A 23234-nucleotide genomic window follows, 5' to 3' on the forward strand; every position below is an offset into this window, starting at 1 on the left:
GATCCTAGAGTGGTGGTCATGTCGCACATCATCGCCCCCGGGACCAGCCTGACCGCGCAGGACGTCGCCGACCTCATCGACCACGCGCTGCTCAAGCCCGAGCTCACGCCGCAGGAGGTCGAGCAGACCTGCCGCGAGCTGGCCCAGGACGAGATCTGGTCGGTGTGCGTCCGGCCCTCGGACGTCCGGCTGGCGCTGCAGGCGGTCGAGGGGCACCAGACCCGGGTATGCACGGTCATCGGCTTCCCGCACGGCACCACCTCGACCGCCGCGAAGGTGGCTGAGTCGCGCCAGGCGCTGGCCGACGGCGCGACCGAGCTGGACATGGTGCTCAACATCGGGCGGTTGCGCGGTGGTGACGTCGAGGCGGTCAAGCAGGACATCGCCGCGGTCGTCGAGACCGGCCACGCGGCCGGAGTCCTGGTGAAGGTCATCTTCGAGACCGCCCTGCTCGACGAGGCGCAGAAGGAGGCGGCCTGCCGGGCGAGCGAGGACGCGGGGGCGGATTTCGTCAAGACCTCGACCGGCTTCGCCGGCGGTGGCGCGACGTTGCCGGACGTGCGGCTCATGCGGGCCACGATCCCGGACACGATGCAGGTGAAGGCCTCGGGCGGGGTCCGCGACATCGACACCCTGCTGGCGATGGTCGCCGAAGGCGTCACCCGGATCGGGACCTCCTCCACCGAAGCCCTGCTCGCGGGAGCGCGCGAGCGCGAGGAGGAGGGGACGCTGGTCGTGCCCGAGCCGGGCGCGAGGCTCCCGGCGCCGACGGCGAGGGTTACTGACCGTGCGGTTGGGTCGACCGACCGCGCACGTGCATCGACCGACCGCGGCCAGCGCGTGCATACCGCGCGGCCGGTCCGTGCATACCGTGCGTCCGGTCGCAGTGACCGGGCGGCGGGTCAGCTCACGCGGTCGATGACGATGCTGTCGGCGGTCTCGACCTGGTCGGCGGTGCCGATGGCCCAGGACCCCTCCAGCGCCTCGGTCGCCCGGCCGAGCCGCTGCTCCTCATCGGTGTGCAGCGTCAGGAGCGGCTGACCCTTCTTGACCTCCTCGCCGGGCTTGGCGTGCAGCACCACGCCGGCGGCGGCCTGCACCGGGTCCTCCTTGCGGGCGCGACCGGCGCCCAACCGCCATGCCGCGACGCCCACGGCGAGCGCGTCCAGCCGGGTGAGCACCCCGTCGGCGTCCGCGAGGACCTCCTGGCTCTCCTTCGCCTCCGGCATCGGGGCGTCCGGGTCGCCACCCTGGGCCTCGATCATCCGCCGCCAGACGTCCATGGCGCGCCCGTCGGCGAGCGCGTCCGCGGGGTCGACGTCGGTGACCCCGGCGCCTTCGAGCATCTCCCGGGCCAGTGCCACGGTGAGGTCGACGACGTCCTGCGGGCCGCCTCCGGCGAGCACCTCGACCGACTCGGCGACCTCGACGCCGTTGCCGGCGGTGAGCCCGAGCGGGGTCGACATGTCGGTGAGCAGGGCGACGGTGTGCACGCCGGCGTCCTGCCCCAGCGCCACCATCGTCTCGGCGAGCTCGCGCGCGTCTTCTTGGGTCTTCATGAACGCCCCGGAGCCGACCTTGACGTCCAGCACGAGCGTGCCGGTGCCCTCGGCGATCTTCTTGCTCATGATCGAGGAGGCGATGAGCGGGATCGCCTCGACGGTCCCGGTCACGTCGCGCAGGGCGTAGAGCCGCTTGTCCGCCGGGGCCAGGCCGGACCCCGCCGCGCAGATGACGGCACCGACATCCTCGAGCTGGTCCATCATCTCTTCGTTGGACAGCGCCGCCCGCCAGCCGGGAATGGCCTCGAGCTTGTCCAGCGTGCCGCCGGTGTGGCCCAGACCCCGCCCGGACAGCTGCGGCACGGCCACGCCGCATGCCGCGACCAGCGGCGCCAGGGGCAGCGTGATCTTGTCGCCGACGCCCCCGGTCGAGTGCTTGTCGGCCGTCGGCCGGGACAGCGAGGAGAAGTCCATCCGCTCCCCCGAGGCGATCATGGCGCTGGTCCAGTCGCCGATCTCGCGGCGGTCCATGCCGTTGAGCAGGATCGCCATGGCCAGGGCCGCCATCTGCTCGTCGGCGACGACCTCCCGGGTATACGCGTCGATCACCCACGCGATCTGCTCGGGGCTCAGCTCGCCCCGGTCGCGCTTGGTGCGGATGATGTCGACGGCGTCGAAGGACTCACTCATGCAGGCCAGTGTGGCCTATCGACGATCCTCGCCGCCGCCGGGTAAGCCGAGCCGGTGGGCTCGGGCATACCGCCCGGTCTGCCCGAGCGCGCTGCACGTCTGGACCACGCGCGCTACCTTGCCGCCGGGCGGCTGCTCCCCGCGTGCCGCCGAGACCTCCCGCTCCAGCCGGCGCAGCCCCGCCTCGAACTCCTTGCGCCCGCTGCCCGGCACGCCGCTGGCCCCGTCGAGCATCATCAGCGAGCGGCGGGTCATCTCCTCGATCTCGCCGAGGAGTCGCTGCGTGTCCGCGTCGGAGCCGGTGCGCGCCGCGGCGTCGAGCTCACGGGCGAGGCGGCCCAGGTGCAGCTGCCCGAGGGAGACGACCGGATCGGTCGACGTGCTGGAGGGGTATGCCGCGGCGCCGGGCGTCGGCGAGGCAGCGGGTCGGGTGGGCGGCGGCTCGGACGTCGGCTGGTCCGCGCCGCTCGGGCCCTGGCCGGGCAGCGGAGGGGGCGATGACTCTCCGGGGAAGCGCGGCACGTCGATCCGGGGCAGCCGGCCGTCGTCCTCGGCTCGTGCTGCCGGGTCCTGCTGCGGCGCGGGCGGCTGCTGCCCCTGCGGCCGTCCACCGCCGACCTGCCGCGCCCGCCGCGGGCCGGTGACCATGCTGAAGATCACCGCGCCGATGATGATCGGGATGACCGGGAGGTCGAGGTCGGTGAAGATGTTGAGCAGGATGATCGCGAAGATGATCCCGGCCCACGGCACCTGCTTGCCCTTCATGGGGCACATCGTGCCGCTCCCTCGGTGCGACCGGTGGTCGCACCGACCTCGTGTGACATCCTGAGCGGCGTGCTCGTGGCTGACCTCATGACCCTCGTCGCTCCTCCGGTGACCGATCTTCTGCGGCGTTCCCAGACTGGGACGCCGTCACCGCAGCCGATGTTCCCGACGATGGTGGCGGTCCGCAACGACCGCGTCGTGGCGATCGTCTCGACGCCGCGCATCGAGGCCACGATGTCGGCCGCCACCAGCCTGGCCGTGGGGCTCGACCCGCAGGCGCTCGTCGTCGCGACGGAGGCACGCTTCGACGGTGAGCAGCCGGCGCTGACGTATGCCGTGATGACCCGGCAGCGGACCGCCCGATGGGTGCTGCAGGAGATCATCGGGTCCGGCGACGAGGTGCGCTTCTCGGTGCCGGTCGACGGGGGCGAGCCGACCGGGCAGGCGGCCGGGACGCTACGGCTGCTGGCCGAGGCGATGGGTCAGCGACCCGTCGACGTCACGACCGTGGCCCGCACCGACCGGGGTGGCACCTTCGGCGAGCAGCCCTTCCTGCCGCCCGAGCAGGGGCGGGTCGTGGTCGACGCCGGCACCCTGGCCACGCTGCAGGAGCGGGTCGCCCAGATCGGCGGCCGGGCGCTCTACGTCGCCCGCAGCCCCGAGGCCGGCCGGCTGGCCATGTCCGCCGGCCTCCCCCGTGCCTGCCTGCTCGGCGGCTATCCCGGCTCCGCCTGAGCCGCGCCCGCGCATACCCGGGGGTCGCGCGCTGCCAGTCCCGCCGGCACCCCACACGCGTCCACCCGGCAGTCGCGCGCCTCCCACCCTCGGCCACGCGGCAGCAGTCACACGCCCCCCACCCGCATCGCAGCGCCAGGAAATCCCCGTATGCCGGGCTCATAGGCCCAGCAGATGAGCATTTCCCGGCAGCCGGTGACCACCGGGGCGCACGTTATGTGCGGTGTCCAGTCGCCGCCGGGACCCGGAACCAACGTTGGGATAGCCCGACCTTCATCGGCATATTTCCTCATGCAAGTCGGGCTAGCCTGACGTTGGTCCCCAGAGCCGGGGAGCCGAGCATGTGCGGGCCCGGGGGCGGGGGGCCGGGCCCGTGAGTCAGGGGAGGCCGCGAAGGCCGGGCGTCAGGAGCGGTCGAGGTCCTCGGCGCCGAAGGCCTGGGGCAGCACCTCGTCCATGCGCAGCACGCCCTCGGGCGTCTGCAGCAGGCACTCCGCTCCCCCGTGCTCCCACACGAGCTGCCGGCACCGGCCGCAGGGCATGATGGTCTCGCCGCGCCCGTCGACGCACCACACCGCCACGAGCCGTCCGCCGCCGCCGGCCACCAGGTCGGAGACCATGCCGCACTCGGCGCACAGCGTGACGCCGTAGCCGGCGTTCTCGACGTTGCACCCGGCGACGACCCGGCCGTCGTCCACCAGGCCGGCGACGCCCACGGGATAGCCAGAGTACGGCGCATACGCCCGCCGGGTCATCTCCACCGCCCGGTCGTGCAGCGGCTGCCAGTCGATCTGCTCCGGCACGGGGTATGCCCCTCTCAGCTCTTGGTGTAGGGCACGCCCTCGGCGGCCGGCGGGCGGACCCGTCCGACGAAGCCGGCGACGGCCAGGATCGTGATGACGTAGGGCAGCATGAGCAGCAGCTCGGAGGGGACGCCGCTGCCGATGGTCGACAGCACGTTGCCGAGGTTCTTGGAGAAACCGAAGAGCAGCGCCGCCATGACGGCGCCCCACGGGTTCCACTTGCCGAGGATCATCGCGGCCAGCGCGATGTAGCCCTGCCCGGCGGACATCTCGCGACCGAAGGCCAGCCCGGAGCCGACGGTGAAGAAGGCGCCGCCGAGGCCGGCGACCGCCCCGCCGAGGATGGTGTTCCACACCCGGCGCACGTTGACCTTGATGCCGACCGTGTCCGCGGCCTTGGGATGCTCGCCCACGGCGCGCGTCCGCAGGCCCCAGCGGCTGCGGAAGAGCATGAACTGCAGCCCGATGACCAGGACGTACATGAGGTAGACCAGGATCGTCTGGTTGAACAGCACCGGCCCGATGACGGGGATGTCGGCCAGCAGCGGGATCCGGATGCGCGGTAGCGGCATCCGCGTGTTCCACAGCGCCTTGTCGTCCGACAGCACCGTGGAGAAGAGGAAGCCGGTGAGCCCGATGATGAGCGTGTTGAGCACGACACCGACGATGATCTGGTTGACCCGGAACGACACCGCGAACCACGCCAGGGCCGCCCCGACCAGACCGCCCGCGATCGGCGCCGCGACGAGACCGAGGTAGGCCGAGCCCGCCGCCGAGGCGACCACGGCACCGGCGAAGGCACCCATGAGCAGCTGCCCCTCGATGGCGATGTTGATGATGCCCGAGCGCTCGCAGATCACGCCGGACATCGCGCCGAAGACCAGCGGCACCGACAGCGCCAGCGCGCCCGCGAGCAGCGAGACCATCGGGATGACCGTGCTGCGGCCGGCGCCGACGAAGGTCAGGAAGGAGATGACGAAGCTGCGCCGACGACGACGTGCAGCCACACCGGGACCGGCCGGCGGGCGCGGTAGCGCACCCACGCGAAGGCCGTCGCGGCGAGCATGACGACGAGCAGCACGACGAGGGTGGCCAGCGCCGGCAGCGGGATGTTCGGTATGCGGAACAGGTCGCCGCCGGTGCCGAACTGGAACGTCGTCCGGGCGTCCGCCGGGGTGTCCAGCACCCAGGCGAGCAGCGTCACCAGGGCGGCGAGGGCATACACGACGGTCGTCTTGATGCCGACCTTCGGGCGACCGCGGGCCGGACCCTCGCCCTCGGAGGGGGTGGTCGGTGCCGGGGCCTGCGTGGGGGTGCTCATGCCGTGGCCTCCTGGGTCTTCGCGTCGCCGCGGGAGACGCGTCTGCGTCGCGGCTTGTCGGGGTCGGGCAGCCGGAAGACGCTGCGCACCAGCGGCGGGGCCGCGATGAGCAGCACGATGAGCGACTGCACGACGAGCACGATGTCGATGGGGGTCGCGGTCAGCGACTGCATGAGGAAGCCGCCGGCCTTGAGCGCGCCGAAGAGCAGGCCGGCGAAGAAGGTGCCCCACGGGCGGGAGCGCCCGAGCAGCGCCACGGTGATGGCGTCGAAGCCGAAGGAGGCGGCGACCCCGGCCGTGAGCGAACGCTCGGTGCCGAGCACCTGCGCCGTCGCGGCGAGCCCGGCGAGCGCGCCGGCGAGCACCATCGTGATGACGGTGATCCGACCGACCGACATGCCGGCCGTGCGGGCGGCGGCCGGGTTGGCCCCGACGGCGCGGATCTGGAAGCCGACGGTGGAGCGCTCCATGAGCCACCACACCGCGATGGTGGCGAGGATGGCCACGACGAAGCCCCAGTGCAGCCGGAAGCCGTTGTCCGGCCACAGCCACTGCGGCACCAGGAGCGGGTAGGTCGCGTCCGCCCCGACCGCCGGGCTGCGCTGCCCGGTCCGCCCCGGGTTGAAGCTCGGCTGCTTGAGCATGTAGCTGATGAGGTAGACCGCGATGTAGTTGAGCATGATCGTGACGATCACCTCGTTGGCGCCGAACCGGGCCTTGAGCACACCCGGGATCCCGCCCCAGACGGCGCCGCCGACGAGGCCGCCCATGATCGCCACCAGCAGGTGGATCACCGGGGGCAGGTCGAAGGCGAACCCGAGCCAGGCGCAGACGATGGCGCCGACGATGATCTGCCCCTGCGCGCCGATGTTGAACAGGCCCGCGCGGAAGCCGATCGCGATGCCCAGGCCCGCCAGGATGAGCGGGACGGCGAAGACCATCGACTCGGTGAGCGGGTCCACCATCCCGGCGAGGGTGTCGGCCCGCCAGTCGAAGACCGAGCCGCGGAACATCGCGACGTAGGCCTCCCACATGGCGGTCCACCCGGCCGAGATCGTGTCCAGCGGCCGGGCGAAGAAGTAGGTCGCGGCCTCGCGGGTGTCCTCGTCGGCGAAGGCGATGAGCAGGCCGCCGATGAAGAGCGCGAGCACGACGGCGAGCACCGACATCAGGGCGCTCCCGGAGAGGATCTGGTGCAGGACCGAGGGGCGCTCCTGCTCGCGCAGCGTCGGCCCGCTGCCGCCGGTGTCACCGGGTGGCGTGGCGGTGACCGACTGCTCCTCCCCCGCGTCGGGCCCGTGGGACTGGCTGGCGTGGGGCTGGTCGCTCACGGCTGCTCCTCCGTGGTCGTCGGGGCAGGGTCGGCGTGCTGATCGTGGTCCTCGTCCCTGGGCCGGCGCTGCTGCGCGTCAGGTATGCCGTCGCCGTCCAGGTCGGCCCGCCCCAGCACGGAGTGGTGCTGGGCGGCCTGCTCGCGGGCCTCCTCGAGCGGCACGCCGGCCATCATGAGGCCGAGGACGTCACGGTTGACCGGCGTGCCGTCCTCGCCGACGGCGTCGACGACGCCGATGATCCGACCGCGGTACATCACGGCGATCCGGTCGGCGAGACCGAGGACCTCGTCGAGCTCGGTCGAGACGATGATGACCGGGGTGCCGTTGTCGCGCTCGGCGACGATCCGTCGGTGCACGAACTCGATGGAGCCGACGTCCAGGCCCCGGGTCGGCTGTGAGGCGACGAGCAGGCGCAGCGGCCGCGACATCTCGCGGGCGAGGACGACCTTCTGGGCGTTGCCGCCGGAGAGGGTGGAGATGGGGTCGTGGATCGAGCTGAGCCGCACGTCGAACTCCTCGGTGCGCTGCTCGGCGTTGCTCGCCACGGTGGCCGGGCTCATGGAGATGCCCCGGGCGAAGGGCTCGGTGTCGTAGAGGTCGAGCACGAGGTTCTCCGCGATGGAGAAGCTGGGGACGACGCCGTCGGTCGAGCGGTCCTCGGGGACGAAGCCGATCCCGGCGCGGAGCCGCTGCTTCACTCCCTTGCCCGCGAGGTCCTCGCCGTCGAGCCGCAGGGTGCCGGAGTCGGCCTCCTCCAGGCCGAGGATGACCTCGGCGAGCTCGGTCTGGCCATTGCCCTGGACCCCCGCGACGCAGAGGATCTCGCCGGCCCGGACGTCGAAGGAGATGTCGTCGACGAGCACGGTCCCGGCGTCGTTGGCCACGGAGAGCCCGTCGACCTCGAAGGCGGCGTCGCCCGGGGTGGCTGCCTCCTTGTCGACGGTCAGGCTGACCGAGCGCCCGACCATGAGCGAGGCGAGCTCGGTCTCGGTGGAGCTGGGGCTGGCCTCGCCGACGACGGCGCCGCGGCGGATGACGGTGATCCGGTCGGCGATCGCGCGGACCTCACGCAACTTGTGCGTGATGAAGACGATGGAGGTGCCGGACTCCTTGAGCTCGCGCATGATGCCGATGAGCTCGTCGGTCTCCTGCGGCGTGAGCACCGCGGTCGGCTCGTCGAGGATGAGCACCTTGGCGTCCCGGGAGAGCGCCTTGATGATCTCGACCCGCTGCTGCACCCCAACGGGGAGGTCCTCGATCTTGGCGTCCGGGTCGACGTGGAAGCCGAAGCGGTCGGAGATCTCGGTGACCCGGCGCCGCGCCTCGTCCAGCTTGAGGGCCCCGACGGCCCCGGTGGGCTCGTAGCCGAGCGCGACGGACTCCGCCACGGTGAAGACCGGGATGAGCATGAAGTGCTGGTGGACCATGCCGATGCCCGCGGCGACCGCGTCGCCCGGCCCCTTGAAGGTGACCGGCTCGCCGTCGAGCAGGATCTGCCCGTCGTCGGGGTCGTAGAGGCCGTAGAGGACGTTCATCAACGTGCTCTTGCCGGCGCCGTTCTCTCCCAGCAGCGCGTGGATCTCGCCGGGTTCGACGACGAGGTCGATGTGGTCGTTGGCCACCAGGGATCCGAAGACCTTGGTGATGCCCTGCAGCTCGAGCTTCATCGCGGTTCCTGCTTCATGGCACCTCACGGGGACGGGCCGAGGGAAGGTGGGGTATGCCTGCACCTCGGGTGATGCGGTGGACAGCGTAGCGGCCCGACCCTGTGGGGTCGGGCCGCTACCCGATGTGTCAGCCGGCCGGCTGCTGGCCGGACCGGCGCACGGTCACTGCTGCGGGCTGTTCTCGGACTCGACGGTCAGGTCGCCGGAGATGATCATCTCGCGAAGCATGTCGATCGCCTCGTTGAGCATCATGGTCTCGCCGTCGGGGCCGGTGACCTCCTTGGCGGCGACGTCGCCCTCCATGTCGTGGTAGGGCGCCAGGCCGACGCCGTCGTTCTCGAGCGTGCCGACGTAGGGCTCGTTGGAGAAGCCGCCGTCGACGGTCTCGGTGATGGTCTGCTCGACGGCCGGGCCGATCTGCTTCATGACCGAGGTGAGCATGAGGTCGGAGTACTCCGTCGCGGTGAGGTAGCCGTCGGAGTCGACCCAGACGATCTTGACGTCGTCGCCGCCCTCGGCCGCCGCGGCGGCACCGAGGCCGACCGGGCCGGCGACCGGCATGACGATGTCGGCGCCCTGGGAGATGAACTGCTCGGTGAGCGTCTGCCCCTGGCTCTGGTTGTCGAAGTCACCGGAGAAGGCGCCCTCCTGGGCCCCCTTGTCCCAGCCCAGCAGGTTGACGTCGGTGCCGTTGTCCTCGTTGAACTTGTCGACGCCGTCGGCGAAGCCGTCCATGAAGACCGACACCGACGGGATCTGCAGGCCGCCGAAGGTGGCGACGGTGCCGGTCTCGGTCATGCCGGCCGAGAGATAGCCGGCGAGGAAGCTCGCCTCGGCGGTGTTGAAGAGGATCGGCTTGGCGTTGTCGAGCTCCACCGGCGCGGAGTCGGCGTCGCTGAAGGCGGAGTCGATGAGCGCGAAGTTGGTGTCGGTGTTGTCCTCGGCCGCGGTCTGGATCGCGTCCTCGAGGAGGAAGCCGACGCCGATGGTGATCGAGCAGCCCTGGTCCACCAGGCCCGCGACGTTGGTGGCGTAGTCGGTGTCGGCCTGCGACTCGACCTCGACGGTCTCGATGCTCAGGGCCTCCGCCGCGGCATCCAGACCCTCCTTGCCGGACTGGTTGAAGGACTGGTCGTCGAAGCCGCCGGCGTCGGAGACCATGCAGGCCTTGAAGTCGCTGGCCGCTTCGCTGTCCCCGCCTCCTTCGCTGCTCTCGGCGTTGTCGCCGCCTCCGGCGTTCGACTCGTCTTCGGTGGGGGCCTCGCCGCACGCGGCGAGGAGGAGGGTGGCCGCCGCACCGGCGGTGGCAAGCTTCAGGACCCGACGCACGGGAAACTCCTTTGTCCTGTGGGTATGACGCGAAGATGGTAACCCTCGTGACCGGCGAGTAGGCGTCAGGTGACGCGCACGTCAGCCACAACGTGATGCAAGCGTGACCTGGACCGTCACATCAGCCACAGCAGTGCTGGAGCGTCACGTCCGTGACTCGCCGAGGGCGGTGAAGACCGACCCGGCGAGCAGCTTGGCGGCGACGAGGACCGAGCGCTCGTCCACGACCAGGTCGCCCTGGTGCAGCTCGTAGGTCGGCCCGCCGGGGGTGCGGGTGCCGAGCCGGGCCATCGCCCCCGGCACCTGCTGGAGGTACCACCCGAGGTCCTCACCGCCCATCGACTGCTTGGTCGGCTGCACCGCTCCCGCGCCGAGGAGCAGCATCGCCGCCTTGGACATCGCCATCACCGAGCTGTTCTCGTTGTCGACCGGCGGCACACCCTTGGTGTAGTGCACGGTGGCCTTGACCCCGTAGGGCGCCACGACGGCGTCGACGGTCTCGGTGAAGATCGGCTCCACGACCTCCCACAGCTCGGGGTCGAGCATCCGCAGGGTGCCGAGCGCCTCTCCCTGCGCGGGGATGACGTTGGCCGCCGCCCCGGCCCGCACCACCCCCCAGACGAGGACGGCCGCGGCGCGGGGGTCGAGCCGGCGGGTCAGGGCGGCCGGGACCTCGGTGACCACCTTGGCGAGGGCATACGTGATGTCCTGGGTGAGGTGGGGGCGGGAGGTATGCCCTCCGCGCCCGCTGATGACGACGTGCACCTGGTCCGAGGCCGCGGTGATCGGGCCGACGCGCAGCCCCACGCTGCCGACGTCGACCGAGGGGTCGCAGTGGACGGCGAGCATGCGGTCGACGCCGTCGAGGACGCCGTCGTCCATGACCTTGAGCGCGCCGCCCGGATGGGTCTCCTCGGCGGGCTGGAAGACCAGCCGCACCCCGACGCCGCGGGCGTGCAGCTCCTCGTCGAGGGCCAGCAGCGCGAGCCCCGCGCCGAGCAGGCCGATGGTGTGCACGTCGTGGCCGCACGCGTGGCAGGCCCCGGGGGTGCGGGAGGAGTAGGGCAGACCAGTGACCTCCTCGATCGGCAGCGCGTCGAGGTCGGCCCGCAGGGCGATCCGGGTGCGCGGCTCGGGGTGGCCGAGGTCGACCACCGCACCCGTGCCGGGCAGCGTCCGCACCCGCGCACCGGTCTCGGAGAGCACCCCGGCGACCAGCTCGGTGGTGCGGTGCTCCTCCCAGCAGATCTCCGGCTGCTGGTGGACCTCGCGGCGCCAGGCCAGCAGCTCCTCGGCCCGGGCGTCGACCTCGTCCTCGACCCGTCGCAGCACCTGGGCCAGCGAGCTGGGCTCGGGAGCGGCGGCGCTCTGGTGCAACGGGCGGGTCAGGTCGGTGGTCAACGGCTCTCTCCGGTCGGGTGATGGATCACCCATCAGGATACGCAGCCCCGCCCCACGCTCCCCTCACCCCCACCGGGCGTCGCGCATGGTCGCCCTCAACCCCACCGGGCGTGGCGCATGGTTGCCCTCAACCCCACCGGACGTCGCCGATGGTTGCGGCGACCGCCTCCGCCACCAGCGCGGGCCCGGCATACACCAGGCCGGTATACAGCTGGACCAGGTCGGCGCCGGCGTCCACCAGTGCGGCGGCGTCCGCCCCCGTCATCACCCCGCCGACGCCGATGAGCGGCAGGTCGGTGAGCGATCGGACCTGGCCCACCACCTCGCGCGCCCGGACCGTGAGCGGCGCCCCCGACAGCCCGCCGGTCTGCCCGTTCGCCAGCGCCATCTCCCCCGGTGCGACGCCGTCGCGGGCGAGCGTCGTGTTGGTGGCGACGAAGCCGGCGACCCCGGCGTCGAGGCCGACCCCCACCGCCTCCTCGAGCGCGGACCGGGTGAGATCCGGCGCGAGCTTGACCAGCACCGGGACGTCCCCGGCGGCCCGCACCACCGCCGTGAGCAGGGCGCGCAGCGGCTCGGCGTCCTGCAGCGAGCGCAGCCCGGACGTGTTGGGGCTGGACACGTTGACGGCGAGGTAGTCGGCCAGCCCGTCCAGCGCGGCCACCGACGCGAGGTAGTCCGGCACCGCCTCCTCCACCGGCGTGACCTTGGACTTGCCGATGCTCACGCCCACGGGGATGCGCACCAGGCCGGCTCGTCGCGCGTCCCGCAGTCGCCGCGCCAGGGCGTGCACCCCCTCGTTGTTGAAGCCCATCCGGTTGATGACCGCTCCGCTCTCCGGGAGCCGGACCATCCGCGGTCGCGGGTTGCCAGGCTGGGCCCGGGCGGTGACGGTGCCGAGCTCCACGTGGCCGAGGCCGAGCGCCGGCCAGGTGGGCACCGCGCGCCCGTCCTTGTCCATGCCGGCCGCCAGCCCGATGCGGTGGTCGAAGCGCAGCCCCAGCAGGTCGACCGGGCGTGCCGGGGGGACGGCATACCCCGTGGCCGCGACCAGGGCGCGCGTCGGAGCCACCCTCCCGAGGACGTCAGCGGCGACGAGGGTCGCGTGGTGGGCGCGCTCGGCGTCGAGGCGCCACAGGGCGGGGCGCGCCAGCCGCCGGTATGCCGTGCTCCCGGCGGCGGCGAGCAGGCGCCGGGTGGGCGGTGCGGGGACCGAGGACGCGCGCATGCCGGCAACCCTAGACTGACGCGGATGAGCACCCTGACCACCTCGCTGGACGGCTTCACCGCCGTCATCCCCGCGGGCGGGTCAGGGACCCGGCTGTGGCCGCTGTCGCGGCAGAACTCGCCGAAGTTCCTGCACGACCTGACCGGGACCGGCCGTTCCCTGCTGCAGGCCACCGTCGACCGGGTGCGCCCGCTGGCCGGTGACCGGGTCATGGTGGTGACGGGACGACGGCACGCCGACGCGGTGCGCGCGCAGCTGCCCGGCCTCCGCGCCGAGGATCTCCTGCTGGAGCCTTCCCCGCGCAGCTCGATGCCGGCGGTCGGGTGGGCCGCCGCCGTCCTCGAGCGTCGTGACCCCGAGGCGGTGCTCGGCTCCTTCGCCGCCGACCACGTCATCGACGACGAGGCGGCCTTCGCCGCCAGCGTGCGACAGGCGGTCGTCGCCGCCCGGGCCGGGGCCCTGGTCACCCTGGGGATCCGGCCCCGCTACGCCTCGACCGGCTTCGGCTACATCGAGCTCGGTGAGGCACGGCCCCTGCCCGGCGCGCCGGACGCGCACCAGGTCCGGTCGTTCGTGGAGAAGCCGGAGCGCGAGGTCGCCCAGGGCTACCTCGAGGGTGGGCGCCACCGGTGGAACGCGGGGATCTTCGTCGTCCGGGCCACGGTGCTGCTCGACCTCCTGGCCCAGGAGCGGCCCGAGATGGTGCGCCTGCTCCGGCACCTCGCGGCCGACCCCGGGCAGCTGGAGCAGGTCTGGGGCTCGCTGGACGCGCTCGCGATCGACCGTGCCGTCGCCGAGCCGGCCGCCCGCTCGGGTCACGTCACCGTCGTGCCCGCCGACGTCGGCTGGGACGACGTGGGCGACTTCGCCTCGCTCGCGAGCCTGCTCGAGGAACGGCCCGAGCACGGCGGCGTCCGGGTGCTGGGACGGGCCGGTGACGTCGTCGCCCGCGACTCCACCGGGGTCGTCGCGGCGCACGGCGAGCGCGTAGTCGTCGTGCTGGGGCTCGACGAGGTGGTCGTCGTGGACACCCCGGACGCCCTGCTGGTGACCACCCGCGAGCGCTGCCAGGACGTCCGCGGCGTGGTGGCGACCCTGCAGGAGCTGGGACGGGAGGACCTCACGTGAGCGACCGATCCGGCCTCGGTCCTTCTCGCCGCACGCTGCGCGACGGCGTGGGCCACCCGCTCGTCACCCGACGGCCACCCGACACACCCTCGCCGTCCGCCGACGGCATACCCGAGGCGCCCAGGCTGGACCACGTGCGCGTCGCCATCGTCACCGAGTCCTTCCTCCCCGCCCTCAACGGCGTCACCACCAGCGTGTGCAAGGTGCTGGAGTGCCTGCGCGAGCAGGGCCACGACGCCCTGGTCGTCGCCCCCGGCACCAGCCCGTGGAGCCCGGTCATGACCCCGGAGCACTACGCGGGCTTCCCGGTGCACAGCGTCACCAGCGTCCCGGTCCGCAAGTTCCGCGTCGGCCTGCCGTCGTACGAGATCGAGACCGTGCTGCACCGGTTCCGCCCCGACGTCATGCACGTGGCCTCCCCCTTCGTCCTCGGCGTCCGCGGCCTCGTCGCGGCCCGGGCGCTCGGCATCCCCTCGGTCGCGATCTACCAGACCGACATGCCCTCCTACATCCGTCAGCACGCCGGTCCGGCCGGCGACCTCACCGCCCGGGCGGCGTGGCGCTGGATCCGCCGCATCCACGAGCAGGCCGACCTCACCCTGGCACCGTCCACGGCGGCGCTCACCGACCTCGCCGAGCACCAGGTGCCCCGGATCGCGCTCTGGGGCCGTGGCGTGGACGCCGACCTCTTCCACCCCGACCGCCGCACCGACCCCGGCGCCCTCGCGCTGCGCGACCGGCTCGCGCCCAGAGGCGAGACGGTGCTTGGCTACGTCGGGCGGCTGGCCCCGGAGAAGGAGCTGCACCGGCTCACCGAGCTGTCCTCGCTGCCCGGCACCCGCCTCGTGCTCGTCGGGGAGGGGCCGAGCCGGGAGATCCTGCAGGCGCAGCTGCCCGAGGCGGTCTTCCTCGGTCGACGCGAGGGGGCCGAGCTGGCGCAGGCGTATGCCGCCTTCGACCTCTTCGTGCACACCGGCACCCGGGAGACCTTCGGCCAGACGCTGCAGGAGGCCTCGGCCGCCGGGCTGCCGGTCGTGGCGCCCGCACGGGGCGGCCCGCTGGACCTCATCCAACCCGGCGTCACCGGCGAACTCTTCGACCCGGACGTGCGGGGCGCGCTGCGCGCCGCCGTGACCCCCCTCGTGGGGCCCACCGCTGCCGAGGTCCGGGAACGGATGGGTGCCGCCGGTCGGCAGCGGGTCCAGGAGCGGTCCTGGCCGGCGCTGGTGGACCAGCTCGTCGACCACTACTCCGCGGTGGTTCACGCCGGCTCGCGCTCGGTGGCCTGACGGGCATACCCCTGGAGCGGAGCCGGGATCGTGCAGACGTGAGGCGCAGGGCTACTCCTGAACCGGGTAGCGCTCCAGCCGCTGCACGAGCGACTCACCCGGGTGAGGCGTCAGGCGGTCGACACGCAGCGCGGCGGCGTCGACCTGCTGGGCGAGATGGCTGATGTCCACCCGCCCGGCCGCACCGGCGAGGCTGATCTGCCCCTCCTCCAGAGCCGAGACATGCAGCAGCGTGAGGACCTGCTCGTCGTCGACCACGTCGTCGGCGAGGAACACCACGCCGGGCTGACCCAGCTCCAACCGGCTCCGGCCCTCCTCGACCGCGGGGACCAGCTCTCCCTCACCCTGGACGTAGGCCGGGTACTCGTAGAACGTCGAGCGCTGGCCCTCGCCCAGGGAGGTGATGGCGTCCGCAGCCGTCCAGATCACCTCGTCGACCTCCACCGTGACGTCCCGGCCGACCTCGGGCGCCCCACCATGGTCTCTGGGCTCCTCAGACCTCGGCGTCACGACCAGCACCTGGGACGCCCATCGGGCGATCTCGTCCTGGCTGTCGAGGTGGACGATCGTGGTCCCTGACCCGACGACGACCAGCGTGGCTGCCGCCGATGCACCGGTGCTCGGAGTCGTGACCGGGGGGGTCGGCTCCTCCCCGCCGGAGGCGCACCCGGCCAGGAGCGCGCATCCGAGCGCGAGCAGCATCACCCCGGCGCGGCACCGGGCGTGGTCGACCTCGCGCCGGATCACGGGCGAGCACCACTGCGTCGATCCGGCCATGTGCCTGCGACGCCTTCGTTCCGACCCGGGTTCCGCCGGAGCGGTGCGCCTCCCCCACTAGGCTGGAGCCGATGAGCCCTTCGGAGCACGACGAGCACGAGAAGGCGTCCCTCGTGGTCGGGGTGGCGCTTCCGGTCCCCGAGCCCTGGGGCAGCCACCTGCAGCGGCTGCGCATCGGCTACGGCGAGGAGCGCGCGGCCGCCATCCCGACGCACATCACCCTGCTGCCCCCGACCCCGTGCAGCGCGCCGGAGCTGGAGGCCCTGGAGGCCCACCTGCTCTCGGTGGCTCGGGACCACGCCGCCTTCGAGGTCATGCTGCGCGGGACGGGCACCTTCCGGCCGGTGTCGGAGGTGGTCTTCGTGCAGGTGGCCAAGGGGGTCGCCGACTGCGAGCGACTCGAGCGGGCCGTGCGGCGCGGGCCGCTGCAGCGCACGCTGGACTTTCCCTACCACCCCCACGTCACGCTCGCCCACGACCTGCCGCTGGCCGCCCTGGACCGCGCCTTCCGCGACCTCGGCGCCTTCAGCTGTACCTACCCCGCGGACGCCTTCCGGCTCTACGTCCACGACGGGGACGGCGTCTGGCGCACCCGCGCGGACTACCCGCTCACCGGGTGAGGATCAGCGGCGCGGGAGCTTGAAGACCTGCCCGGGGAAGATGAGGTCGGGTCGCTCGATCCCGTTGAGCCGCACCATCTCGTCGAGGTCCACGCCGCGCTCCTGGGCGATTCTGGACAGTGTCTGACCTGGCTGGACGGTGACCGTGGCATGACGCGGCTCCTCGGCCGGCACCGGACCGGTCGTCCCCGACGCCGGCGACGCCGTCGAGGCCGGACGGCTGCCCTGCTGCCCGCCCGCTCGCGCCTCGCGGACGCCGTCGATCGCGCCCTTGATCCGGTCGAACAGTCCCATGTCTGGCTCCTCCACGTGCGGGCACTCGGGGCCGGTCCGCCACGGCCGGGCAGTGGCCCGGACGATGACGCGGCACCGGCTCGCTGGCACGCTAGCCCAGGGTGCGGACCGGGAGCCACTCGACCGTGGTGACGCTCGTCCAGGGTGCTAGCGTCGAGCGCGTCAGCGCACCGCAGTCCCGCCTCGAAAGAAGGTCCCTCTCGTGAACACCCCCGTCAAGGTCGCGGTCACCGGCGCGGCCGGCCAGATCGGCTACAGCCTGCTCTTCCGCATCGCCTCCGGCGAGCTGCTCGGCAAGGACACCCCGGTCGAGCTGCGGCTGCTGGAGATCACGCCCGCGCTCGGGGCGCTCGAGGGCGTCGTCATGGAGCTCGACGACTGCGCCTTCCCGCTGCTCGCGGGGGTCGAGACCGGGGACGACGCCGACGTCGTCTTCGACGGCGTCAACGTCGCGCTGCTCGTCGGCGCGCGCCCACGCACCAAGGGGATGGAGCGCGGCGACCTGCTCGAGGCCAACGGCGCGATCTTCACCGCGCAGGGCAAGGCGCTCAACGACCACGCGGCCGACGACGTGCGGATCACCGTCACCGGCAACCCGGCCAACACCAACGCGCTCATCGCGATGAGCAACGCCCCCGACATCCCGGCCGAGCGGTTCTCCGCGCTCACCCGGCTGGACCACAACCGCGCGATCGCCCAGCTCGCGGCCAAGGTCGGCGCCCCCGTCACCGACGTCTCGCACATGACGATCTGGGGCAACCACAGCGCGACGCAGTACCCCGACCTCTTCCACGCCCAGGTCGGCGGTCGCAACGCCGCCGAGGCGGTGGGCGACCAGCAGTGGATCGAGGACACCTTCATCCCCACCGTCGCCAAGCGCGGCGCGGCCATCATCGAGGCGCGCGGCTCCTCCTCGGCCGCCTCCGCGGCGTCGGCGACGATCGACCACGCCCGCGACTGGCTGCGCGGCTCCCCCGAGGGCGACTGGGTCTCGATGGCGGTCCGCTCCGACGGGTCCTACGGCGTCGAGGAGGGCATCATGAGCTCCTTCCCGGTGACCACCCGCGACGGCTCCTACGAGATCGTCCAGGGCCTGGACATCGACGACTTCTCCCGGGGCCGGATCGACGCCTCCGTCGCCGAGCTGGTCGAGGAGAAGGCTGCGGTCACCGAGCTCGGCCTCATCTGAGCGAACGCGCGGGCGGCCTCGGCGGTATGCCGGGGCCGCCCGTCCGGTTCAGACGATGCGCAGCGTCGAGGCGAGCACGGCGACCGCAGCGCCCAGCAGCAGGAGGGTCGCGACGTCGACCCACCGCCCCCGGACCGCCAGCCCGCCGGCACGGGCGGTGGGGAGCACTGCGCGGAGCAGCGCGAGCGCGCCCAGGGTGGCGCCCAGGGCATACCCGTAGGCGCGCAGGTTCGAGGACAGCAGGAGCAGGGCCGCCACCAGCAGGCCGAGCAGGCTCAGCCACCACACCCCGAGCACCGGTCCGGACGGGTCGACGCCGCCGGGCAGCTCGTCGGAATCCTCAGCGGCGGGCGTCATCCGGCCGACGAAGAGCCCGACGCGGACCGCTCCGCCGCCTCGACGACGTTGGTCAGCAGCATCGCCCGCGTCATCGGCCCCACCCCACCCGGTTGGGGGTCAGCCACCCGGCGACCTCGGCGACGCCCGGGTGGATGTCGCCGGCGATCTTGCCGCCGCGCCGCGCCACGCCCACGTCGAGCACGGCCGCACCGGGCTTGACCATGTCAGGGGTGATCATGTCCGGCACCCCGGCCGCCGAGACGACGATGTCGGCCCGACGGGTGTGCGCGGCCAGGTCGCGGGTGCCGGTGTGGCACAACGTCACCGTGGCGTTCTCGCTGCGCCGGGTGAGGATGAGCCCCAGCGGGCGCCCCACCGTGAGACCGCGCCCCACGACGACGACCTCCGCTCCGGCGATCGGGACGTCGTAGCGACGCAGCAGCTCGACGCACCCGACCGGCGTGCACGGCAGCGGCGCCGGCTCGTTCATGACCAGGGCGCCGAGGTTGGTCGGGTGCAGCCCGTCGACGTCCTTGGCCGGGTCGACCCGGGAGAGGATCGCGAACTCGTCCAGCCCGGTGGGCTGCTGCACCAGGAAGGCGGTGACGCCCGGGTCGTCGTTGAGCTCGTCGACCACGGCCAGCACCTCCTCGAGGCTTGAGCCAGCGGGCAGCTCGCGGCGCACGGAGGTGACCCCGATCTGCGCGCAGTCCTTGTGCTTGGCGCCGACATACCACCGGCTGGCCGGGTCGTCCCCGACGAGGACGGTCGCCAGCCCCGGCACCACGCCCCGCTCGGCCAGGGCCTCCACCCGGCTCCGCAGCTCGTCCTGGATCGTCGCGTGCACGGCCTTGCCGTCGAGCATCGTGGCGGTCATGGGGGCAGTCTAGGGCGGCGGTCCCGGGCGATCGGACCGACAGGCGGCCTCACTCCCAGTCGACGTCACCGCCCGGCTCGAAGCTGAGGTCGACCAGCAGCTCGGTGGCGATCCGCTCGAGACCGGCGCGCAGACCCGGCAGATCCGCGCCCGGCGGCACCCGGAGCCGCGCGCGGGCGGCGAAGAGATCCCCGCCGGCCTGCGGTGTCGGGACCACCTTGGTCTGCAGGTCCTCCACCGACACCTGGTGCTCGGCCAGGGCCGCGGTGATCTCCTTGATGATGCCCGGCCGGTCGTTGCCGACGAGGTCGAGGTGCAGCAGGCCGCCGTCGTCAGGCTGCTCCGGCTGGGGGTGGGCGGTGTGCACCGTCGTGTCGAGCACCCCGGTGAGCCCGGCGAGGGAGTCCGCCAGGGCCTGCGCCGACGCCTCCGCGACGTCGACGGTGGCGATGCCGGCGAACTTCCCGGCCAGCTCCGCGAGCTGGCTGCGCTCCCAGCTGCCGCCGTGCTCCGCGATGACGTCGGCCAGCGCGCTGACCAGACCCGGACGGTCGTCGCCGACGACGGTGATCACGAGGGTCGCCATGACGCCTACCCTACCGGTGACCTGCCCTTCCTCGTCGCCGCGGCACTCGCGACCCGCCGGCGCGACAGGGCCGCCCAGACCGCGCCCAGGACCGCCAGCAGCACGCCGGTCACCACCCGCGGGCCGAGCACGTCGTCCGCGGCAGGGTGGAGCGCGTCGATGAGGATGCCCGTGGCGAGCTGGGTGGTCACCGCCACCAGGGCGAAGACCAGGACCGGCAGGTGCTGGACGGCGAAGGCCGCCGCGGCGATGTAGCCGATCCCGATCACGCCGCCGGTCCAGACCCACCACGGCAGACCCGACCCGGCGGCACGCAGCGGCGCGTCCTGCGTGGCCGCCACCACCCCGCCCAGCGCGAGCAGCATGAGCGTCCCGGTGAGGAAGTTGACCCATGCGGTGGCCAGCGTGGCACCGCCGACGACGGTCAGGACACCGTTGAACCCCTGCTGCACCGAGGTCAGGGCGCCGACGAGCGCGACCAGGAGCAGGGGCAGCACGACGGCGGGGCCCGCTGCCGCGGCGTCTGCGCCGTCGGGTCCGCGTGGGGCGGTCGCCGCGACTGCCACCCCCAGGACGGCGAGTCCGGCCGCCAGCACCCTGCCCCGCCGCAGCCGCTGCGCCGGGCGCGGGCCCAGACCGAGCCGGTCCACGAGCAGAGCCCCGGCCGACTGCCCGCCGACCAGCGCCACGAGGAAGGCGGTCACGCCCACCAGCGGGACGGCATACGTCTGCCCCGCGACGAGCAGCGCCCCCGCCGTGCCACCGAGCACCTGCCACCACCGCAACCGGCCGGACCGCACGGCCGCCCAGACCCTCGCCGCGCTCCGCCGCAGCGTCGGCACGGCGAGCAGCAGGGTGAGCAGGACCAGCCCGCTGCCGAAGGAGATCGTGGCGGCCGGGAGCCCGCCCAGCTGCTCGGCGAGGGTGCCGTTGACCCGCGACTGGAGGGCGAGCGCGGCCCCGCAGGTGGCGGCGGCCAGGAGGGCGGGGGCGACCCGCTCGGGAGCCCCCGCCGAGGCGGAGGCCTCAGTGGGCAAAGTGGCGGGTCCCGGTGAAGTACATCGTCACCCCGGCGGCCTGCGCCGCGGCGACGACCTCCTCGTCCCGGATCGACCCACCGGGAGCGACGACGGCCCGGACCCCCGCGTCGAGCAGCACCTGGAGGCCGTCCGCGAAGGGGAAGAAGGCATCGGAGGCGGCGACCGAGCCGGCGGCGCGCTCATCCGCCCGGCTCACCGCGAGGTGGCAGGAGTCCACCCGGTTGACCTGACCCATACCGACCCCGACGGAGGCGCCGTCGTCGGCCAGCAGGATGGCGTTGGACTTCGTGGCGCGCACCGCCCGCCAGGCGAACTGCAGGTCCGCCAGGGTGGCGTCGTCGGCAGGCTCGCCCGCGACCAGCCGCCATCGCGAGGCGTCGTCGCCGCCGTCCTCGACCTCGGCGTCGACGGCGTCCACGGCCTGCACGAGCAACCCGCCGGAGATGCTGCGCGTCTCGATGCCGCCCGAGGACGGCGAGGGGACCCGGAGCAGCCGCAAGTTCTTCTTGGCGGCGAGCACCTCCAGAGCTGCCGGCTCGAAGTCGGGGGCGACGACCACCTCGGTGAAGACCTCGGCGACCTGGCGCGCCATCGCCTCGGTCACGGGCAGGTTGGTCGCGACGATCCCGCCGAACGCCGAGACCGGGTCGCAGGCGTGCGCCTTCGCGTGGGCGTCGGCGATGTCGCTCCCGACCGCGATGCCGCACGGGTTGGCGTGCTTGATGATCGCGACCGTGGGCAGGTCGCCGTGGTCGTGGGCGGCGCGGCGGGCGGCGTCGGCGTCGACGTAGTTGTTGAAGGACATCTCCTTGCCGCCCAGCTGCTCGGCCTGCGCCAGCCCCGGGACGGTCGCGTGTCCGTCGGTGTAGAGCGCCGCGCGCTGGTGCGGGTTCTCGCCGTAGCGCAGCACCGCCGCCCGGTCCCAGGTCGCGCCCATCCAGGCGGGGAAGCCGGTGCCCGAGCTGGTGTCGATCAGCACGTTGCCCATCCACGAGGCGACGGCCACGTCATACGTCGCGGTGTGCACGAAGGCGTCGGCCGCGAGCCGCTGACGCTGCTCCAGCGTGAAGCCGCCGGCGGTGATCGCGTCGAGCACCTGCGGGTATGCCGAAGGGCTGGTCACGACGGCCACGCTGCGGTGGTTCTTGGCCGCGGCGCGCACCATGGACGGGCCGCCGATGTCGATCTGCTCGACGCACTCCTGCGCGGTGGCACCGGAGGCGACGGTGTCCGCGAAGGGGTAGAGGTTGCACACCACGAGGTCGAAGCCCTCGACGCCGAGGTCGGCGAGCTGGTCGACGTGCTCGGGGTTGGTCGTGTCCGCGAGCAGCCCGGCGTGCACGCGGGGGTGCAGCGTCTTGACGCGGCCGTCGAGGCACTCGGGGAAGCCGGTGAGCTCCTCGACGCGGGTGACGGGCAGCCCGAACCCTTCGATCCGGGCGGCCGAGCCGCCGGTGGAGACGAGGGCGACACCCTGGTCGTGCAGAGCGGTCACGAGCTCGTCGAGCCCGCTCTTGTCGAAGACGGACACCAGCGCCCGGCGGACCGGGCGGCGCTCGTCGGTAGTGGTCGTGGTGGACGACGTCATGGGATCGCTCCTCGGGGGTTCGACGGATCTGCCTGCCGTCGGTCGACGGGTGCGGGCACCCAGGCGGGCGATGCCCACGATCGTCACTCCCCGGTGGTTGCCCACCCGCGCCAGTCGTGTGCGGCCAGTCTAGCCAGCCGCGGTGATCGGCGAACCACTCGCGACGACGGGCAGCTCGTGCACGAGCATCTCGCGCTCGACCACCTTGATCCGCTCGTGCAGGGACTCCTCGGTGTCGTCGGGGAGCACCTCGACCGCGCGCTGGGCCAGGATCGGTCCGGTGTCGACACCGGCGTCGACGAGGTGCAGCGTCGCGCCGCTCACCCGGACCCCGTGCGCGAGCGCGTCGCGCACCGCGTGCGCGCCGGGGAAGCTCGGCAGCAGGGCCGGGTGGGTGTTGACGACCCGGTGCGTGGCCAGGACCTGCGGACCCAGGATCTTCATGAAGCCGGCGCTGAGCACCATGTGCGGGCGATGCTGCGCGAGCCGGTCGGCCAGCGCGGCGTCCCAGGCGTCGCGGTCCGGGTGGTCGGCCACCCGCTCGACGAAGGTCGGTATGCCCCTGGCGCGGGCCCGCGCCAACCCCTCGATGTCCTCCCGGTCGGCGCCGACGGCGACGACGGTGACGGCATACCCCGGGTCGGCGCACGCGTCGAGGACCGCCTGGAGCAAGGTGCCCGAGCCGGAGACGAGGACGACGACGCGTGCCTGGCGCGAGGAGATGGTCACCGT

At 73.0% G+C, this 23234-nt stretch carries 21 protein-coding genes, 2 pseudogenes and 1 riboswitch; of the genes and pseudogenes, 6 read left to right on the forward strand and 17 right to left on the reverse strand.

Going from position 1 to position 23234, the window contains the following annotated elements:
• Window positions 1–18: 18 nt before the first annotated feature.
• A pseudogene (deoC, locus tag BJF80_RS07935) lies at window positions 19–630 on the forward strand (deoxyribose-phosphate aldolase); the annotation flags it as partial.
• A gap of 272 nt (window positions 631–902) precedes the next feature.
• On the opposite strand, the gene BJF80_RS07940 reads toward deoC, so the two are convergent.
• Together BJF80_RS07940 and BJF80_RS07945 are read right to left on the reverse strand one after the other, a co-directional pair.
• Window positions 903–2192 carry a thymidine phosphorylase gene (locus tag BJF80_RS07940; RefSeq protein WP_075812722.1) on the reverse strand — a complete coding sequence of 430 codons (1290 nt, stop codon included), beginning with the start codon at window positions 2190–2192 and terminating at the stop codon, window positions 903–905.
• A 15-nt stretch (window positions 2193–2207) separates the two neighbouring features.
• On the reverse strand, window positions 2208–2957 hold the full coding sequence (locus tag BJF80_RS07945) for a hypothetical protein (RefSeq protein WP_075812724.1): 750 nt from the start codon (window positions 2955–2957) through the stop codon (window positions 2208–2210).
• Window positions 2958–3026: 69 nt separating this feature from the next.
• On the opposite strand from BJF80_RS07945, the gene BJF80_RS07950 reads away from it, so the two are divergent.
• Window positions 3027–3692, forward strand: coding sequence for a hypothetical protein (locus BJF80_RS07950; protein WP_143554035.1), 666 nt, complete (start codon window positions 3027–3029; stop codon window positions 3690–3692).
• Between the two features lie 404 nt (window positions 3693–4096).
• Here the strand turns inward: BJF80_RS07950 and BJF80_RS07955 are convergent, their stop codons facing one another.
• The 7 genes and pseudogenes from BJF80_RS07955 to BJF80_RS07985 form a co-directional block, all read right to left on the reverse strand.
• On the reverse strand, window positions 4097–4495 hold the full coding sequence (locus BJF80_RS07955) for a cytidine deaminase (RefSeq protein ID WP_022924975.1): 399 nt from the start codon (window positions 4493–4495) through the stop codon (window positions 4097–4099).
• 14 nt (window positions 4496–4509) lie between these two features.
• A pseudogene (locus BJF80_RS07960) lies at window positions 4510–5816 on the reverse strand (ABC transporter permease).
• Entirely contained in the window at window positions 5813–7147 is a 1335-nt protein-coding gene (locus tag BJF80_RS07965) for an ABC transporter permease (protein ID WP_075812728.1), read from the reverse strand. The pseudogene BJF80_RS07960 and the gene BJF80_RS07965 overlap by 4 nt, the downstream one beginning before the upstream one ends.
• The gene (locus BJF80_RS07970; protein ID WP_075812730.1) at window positions 7144–8817 is read right to left on the reverse strand and encodes an ABC transporter ATP-binding protein; all 1674 of its coding nucleotides are present in this window, start codon (window positions 8815–8817) and stop codon (window positions 7144–7146) included. The genes BJF80_RS07965 and BJF80_RS07970 overlap by 4 nt, the downstream gene beginning before the upstream one ends.
• A 162-nt stretch (window positions 8818–8979) precedes the next feature.
• Complete coding sequence (locus tag BJF80_RS07975) at window positions 8980–10146, reverse strand: BMP family lipoprotein (RefSeq protein ID WP_075812732.1); 1167 nt, start codon at window positions 10144–10146, stop codon at window positions 8980–8982.
• Between the two features lie 144 nt (window positions 10147–10290).
• Window positions 10291–11547 (reverse strand): amidohydrolase, encoded by a 1257-nt coding sequence (locus BJF80_RS07980; protein ID WP_237767490.1) that lies wholly within the window; start codon window positions 11545–11547, stop codon window positions 10291–10293.
• A gap of 127 nt (window positions 11548–11674) precedes the next feature.
• Window positions 11675–12775, reverse strand: a complete 1101-nt coding sequence (locus tag BJF80_RS07985) for a quinone-dependent dihydroorotate dehydrogenase (RefSeq protein ID WP_083673536.1) — start codon at window positions 12773–12775, stop codon at window positions 11675–11677.
• A gap of 24 nt (window positions 12776–12799) precedes the next feature.
• On the opposite strand from BJF80_RS07985, the gene BJF80_RS07990 reads away from it, so the two are divergent.
• Both BJF80_RS07990 and BJF80_RS07995 read left to right on the forward strand, forming a co-directional pair.
• Window positions 12800–13903, forward strand: a complete 1104-nt coding sequence (locus BJF80_RS07990; RefSeq protein WP_075812734.1) for a mannose-1-phosphate guanylyltransferase — start codon at window positions 12800–12802, stop codon at window positions 13901–13903.
• Window positions 13900–15192 (forward strand): glycosyltransferase family 4 protein, encoded by a 1293-nt coding sequence (locus BJF80_RS07995; RefSeq protein WP_321166362.1) that lies wholly within the window; start codon window positions 13900–13902, stop codon window positions 15190–15192. The genes BJF80_RS07990 and BJF80_RS07995 overlap by 4 nt, the downstream gene beginning before the upstream one ends.
• Window positions 15193–15243: 51 nt before the next feature.
• On the opposite strand, the gene BJF80_RS18365 is transcribed toward BJF80_RS07995, so the two are convergent.
• Window positions 15244–15939: a hypothetical protein gene (locus BJF80_RS18365; protein ID WP_075812736.1), complete on the reverse strand. Its 696-nt coding sequence runs from the start codon at window positions 15937–15939 to the stop codon at window positions 15244–15246.
• 101 nt (window positions 15940–16040) lie between these two features.
• Here BJF80_RS18365 and BJF80_RS08005 point away from each other — a divergent pair, with 101 nt between their 5' ends.
• Window positions 16041–16589 carry a 2'-5' RNA ligase family protein gene (locus BJF80_RS08005; protein ID WP_022924985.1) on the forward strand — a complete coding sequence of 183 codons (549 nt, stop codon included), beginning with the start codon at window positions 16041–16043 and terminating at the stop codon, window positions 16587–16589.
• A gap of 3 nt (window positions 16590–16592) precedes the next feature.
• Here the strand turns inward: BJF80_RS08005 and BJF80_RS08010 are convergent, their stop codons facing one another.
• Window positions 16593–16883: a LysM peptidoglycan-binding domain-containing protein gene (locus tag BJF80_RS08010; protein ID WP_075812738.1), complete on the reverse strand. Its 291-nt coding sequence runs from the start codon at window positions 16881–16883 to the stop codon at window positions 16593–16595.
• A gap of 202 nt (window positions 16884–17085) precedes the next feature.
• Here BJF80_RS08010 and BJF80_RS08015 point away from each other — a divergent pair, with 202 nt between their 5' ends.
• Window positions 17086–18072: a malate dehydrogenase gene (locus tag BJF80_RS08015; RefSeq protein WP_022924987.1), complete on the forward strand. Its 987-nt coding sequence runs from the start codon at window positions 17086–17088 to the stop codon at window positions 18070–18072.
• Window positions 18073–18120: 48 nt separating this feature from the next.
• On the opposite strand, the gene BJF80_RS08020 is transcribed toward BJF80_RS08015, so the two are convergent.
• The 6 genes from BJF80_RS08020 to purN form a co-directional block, all read right to left on the reverse strand.
• Window positions 18121–18429 carry a DUF3017 domain-containing protein gene (locus BJF80_RS08020; RefSeq protein WP_075812740.1) on the reverse strand — a complete coding sequence of 103 codons (309 nt, stop codon included), beginning with the start codon at window positions 18427–18429 and terminating at the stop codon, window positions 18121–18123.
• A 70-nt stretch (window positions 18430–18499) separates the two neighbouring features.
• Complete coding sequence (locus BJF80_RS08025) at window positions 18500–19288, reverse strand: tetrahydrofolate dehydrogenase/cyclohydrolase catalytic domain-containing protein (protein WP_414899287.1); 789 nt, start codon at window positions 19286–19288, stop codon at window positions 18500–18502.
• Between the two features lie 49 nt (window positions 19289–19337).
• Entirely contained in the window at window positions 19338–19874 is a 537-nt protein-coding gene (locus tag BJF80_RS08030; protein ID WP_075812742.1) for a glycine cleavage system transcriptional repressor, read from the reverse strand.
• 5 nt (window positions 19875–19879) lie between these two features.
• Window positions 19880–20911 carry a DMT family transporter gene (locus tag BJF80_RS08035; RefSeq protein WP_075812744.1) on the reverse strand — a complete coding sequence of 344 codons (1032 nt, stop codon included), beginning with the start codon at window positions 20909–20911 and terminating at the stop codon, window positions 19880–19882.
• Entirely contained in the window at window positions 20901–22502 is a 1602-nt protein-coding gene (purH, locus tag BJF80_RS08040) for a bifunctional phosphoribosylaminoimidazolecarboxamide formyltransferase/IMP cyclohydrolase (RefSeq protein WP_075812746.1), read from the reverse strand. Before purH ends, BJF80_RS08035 begins: the two co-directional genes overlap by 11 nt.
• A gap of 50 nt (window positions 22503–22552) precedes the next feature.
• A riboswitch (ZMP/ZTP riboswitch) is annotated at window positions 22553–22630 on the reverse strand.
• Window position 22631: 1 nt separating this feature from the next.
• Window positions 22632–23231 (reverse strand): phosphoribosylglycinamide formyltransferase, encoded by a 600-nt coding sequence (gene purN / locus BJF80_RS08045; RefSeq protein ID WP_237767491.1) that lies wholly within the window; start codon window positions 23229–23231, stop codon window positions 22632–22634.
• Window positions 23232–23234 lie beyond the last annotated feature (3 nt).

The organism is Serinicoccus sp. CUA-874, from assembly GCF_001942225.1.
Lineage (GTDB): Bacteria > Actinomycetota > Actinomycetes > Actinomycetales > Dermatophilaceae > Ornithinicoccus > Ornithinicoccus marinus.

Coding starts and splice junctions, on each gene's coding strand:
- BJF80_RS07940 (WP_075812722.1), bottom strand. CDS start 2,192: ATGAGTGAGTCCTTCGACGCCGTCGACATCATCCGCACCAAGCGCGAC.
- BJF80_RS07945 (WP_075812724.1), bottom strand. CDS start 2,957: ATGAAGGGCAAGCAGGTGCCGTGGGCCGGGATCATCTTCGCGATCATC.
- BJF80_RS07970 (WP_075812730.1), bottom strand. CDS start 8,817: ATGAAGCTCGAGCTGCAGGGCATCACCAAGGTCTTCGGATCCCTGGTG.
- BJF80_RS07985 (WP_083673536.1), bottom strand. CDS start 12,775: ATGCGCGCGTCCTCGGTCCCCGCACCGCCCACCCGGCGCCTGCTCGCC.
- BJF80_RS07990 (WP_075812734.1), top strand. CDS start 12,800: ATGAGCACCCTGACCACCTCGCTGGACGGCTTCACCGCCGTCATCCCC.
- BJF80_RS08005 (WP_022924985.1), top strand. CDS start 16,041: ATGAGCCCTTCGGAGCACGACGAGCACGAGAAGGCGTCCCTCGTGGTC.
- BJF80_RS08010 (WP_075812738.1), bottom strand. CDS start 16,883: ATGGGACTGTTCGACCGGATCAAGGGCGCGATCGACGGCGTCCGCGAG.
- BJF80_RS08020 (WP_075812740.1), bottom strand. CDS start 18,429: ATGACGCCCGCCGCTGAGGATTCCGACGAGCTGCCCGGCGGCGTCGAC.
- BJF80_RS08025 (WP_414899287.1), bottom strand. CDS start 19,288: ATGACCGCCACGATGCTCGACGGCAAGGCCGTGCACGCGACGATCCAG.
- BJF80_RS08030 (WP_075812742.1), bottom strand. CDS start 19,874: ATGGCGACCCTCGTGATCACCGTCGTCGGCGACGACCGTCCGGGTCTG.
- purH (WP_075812746.1), bottom strand. CDS start 22,502: ATGACGTCGTCCACCACGACCACTACCGACGAGCGCCGCCCGGTCCGC.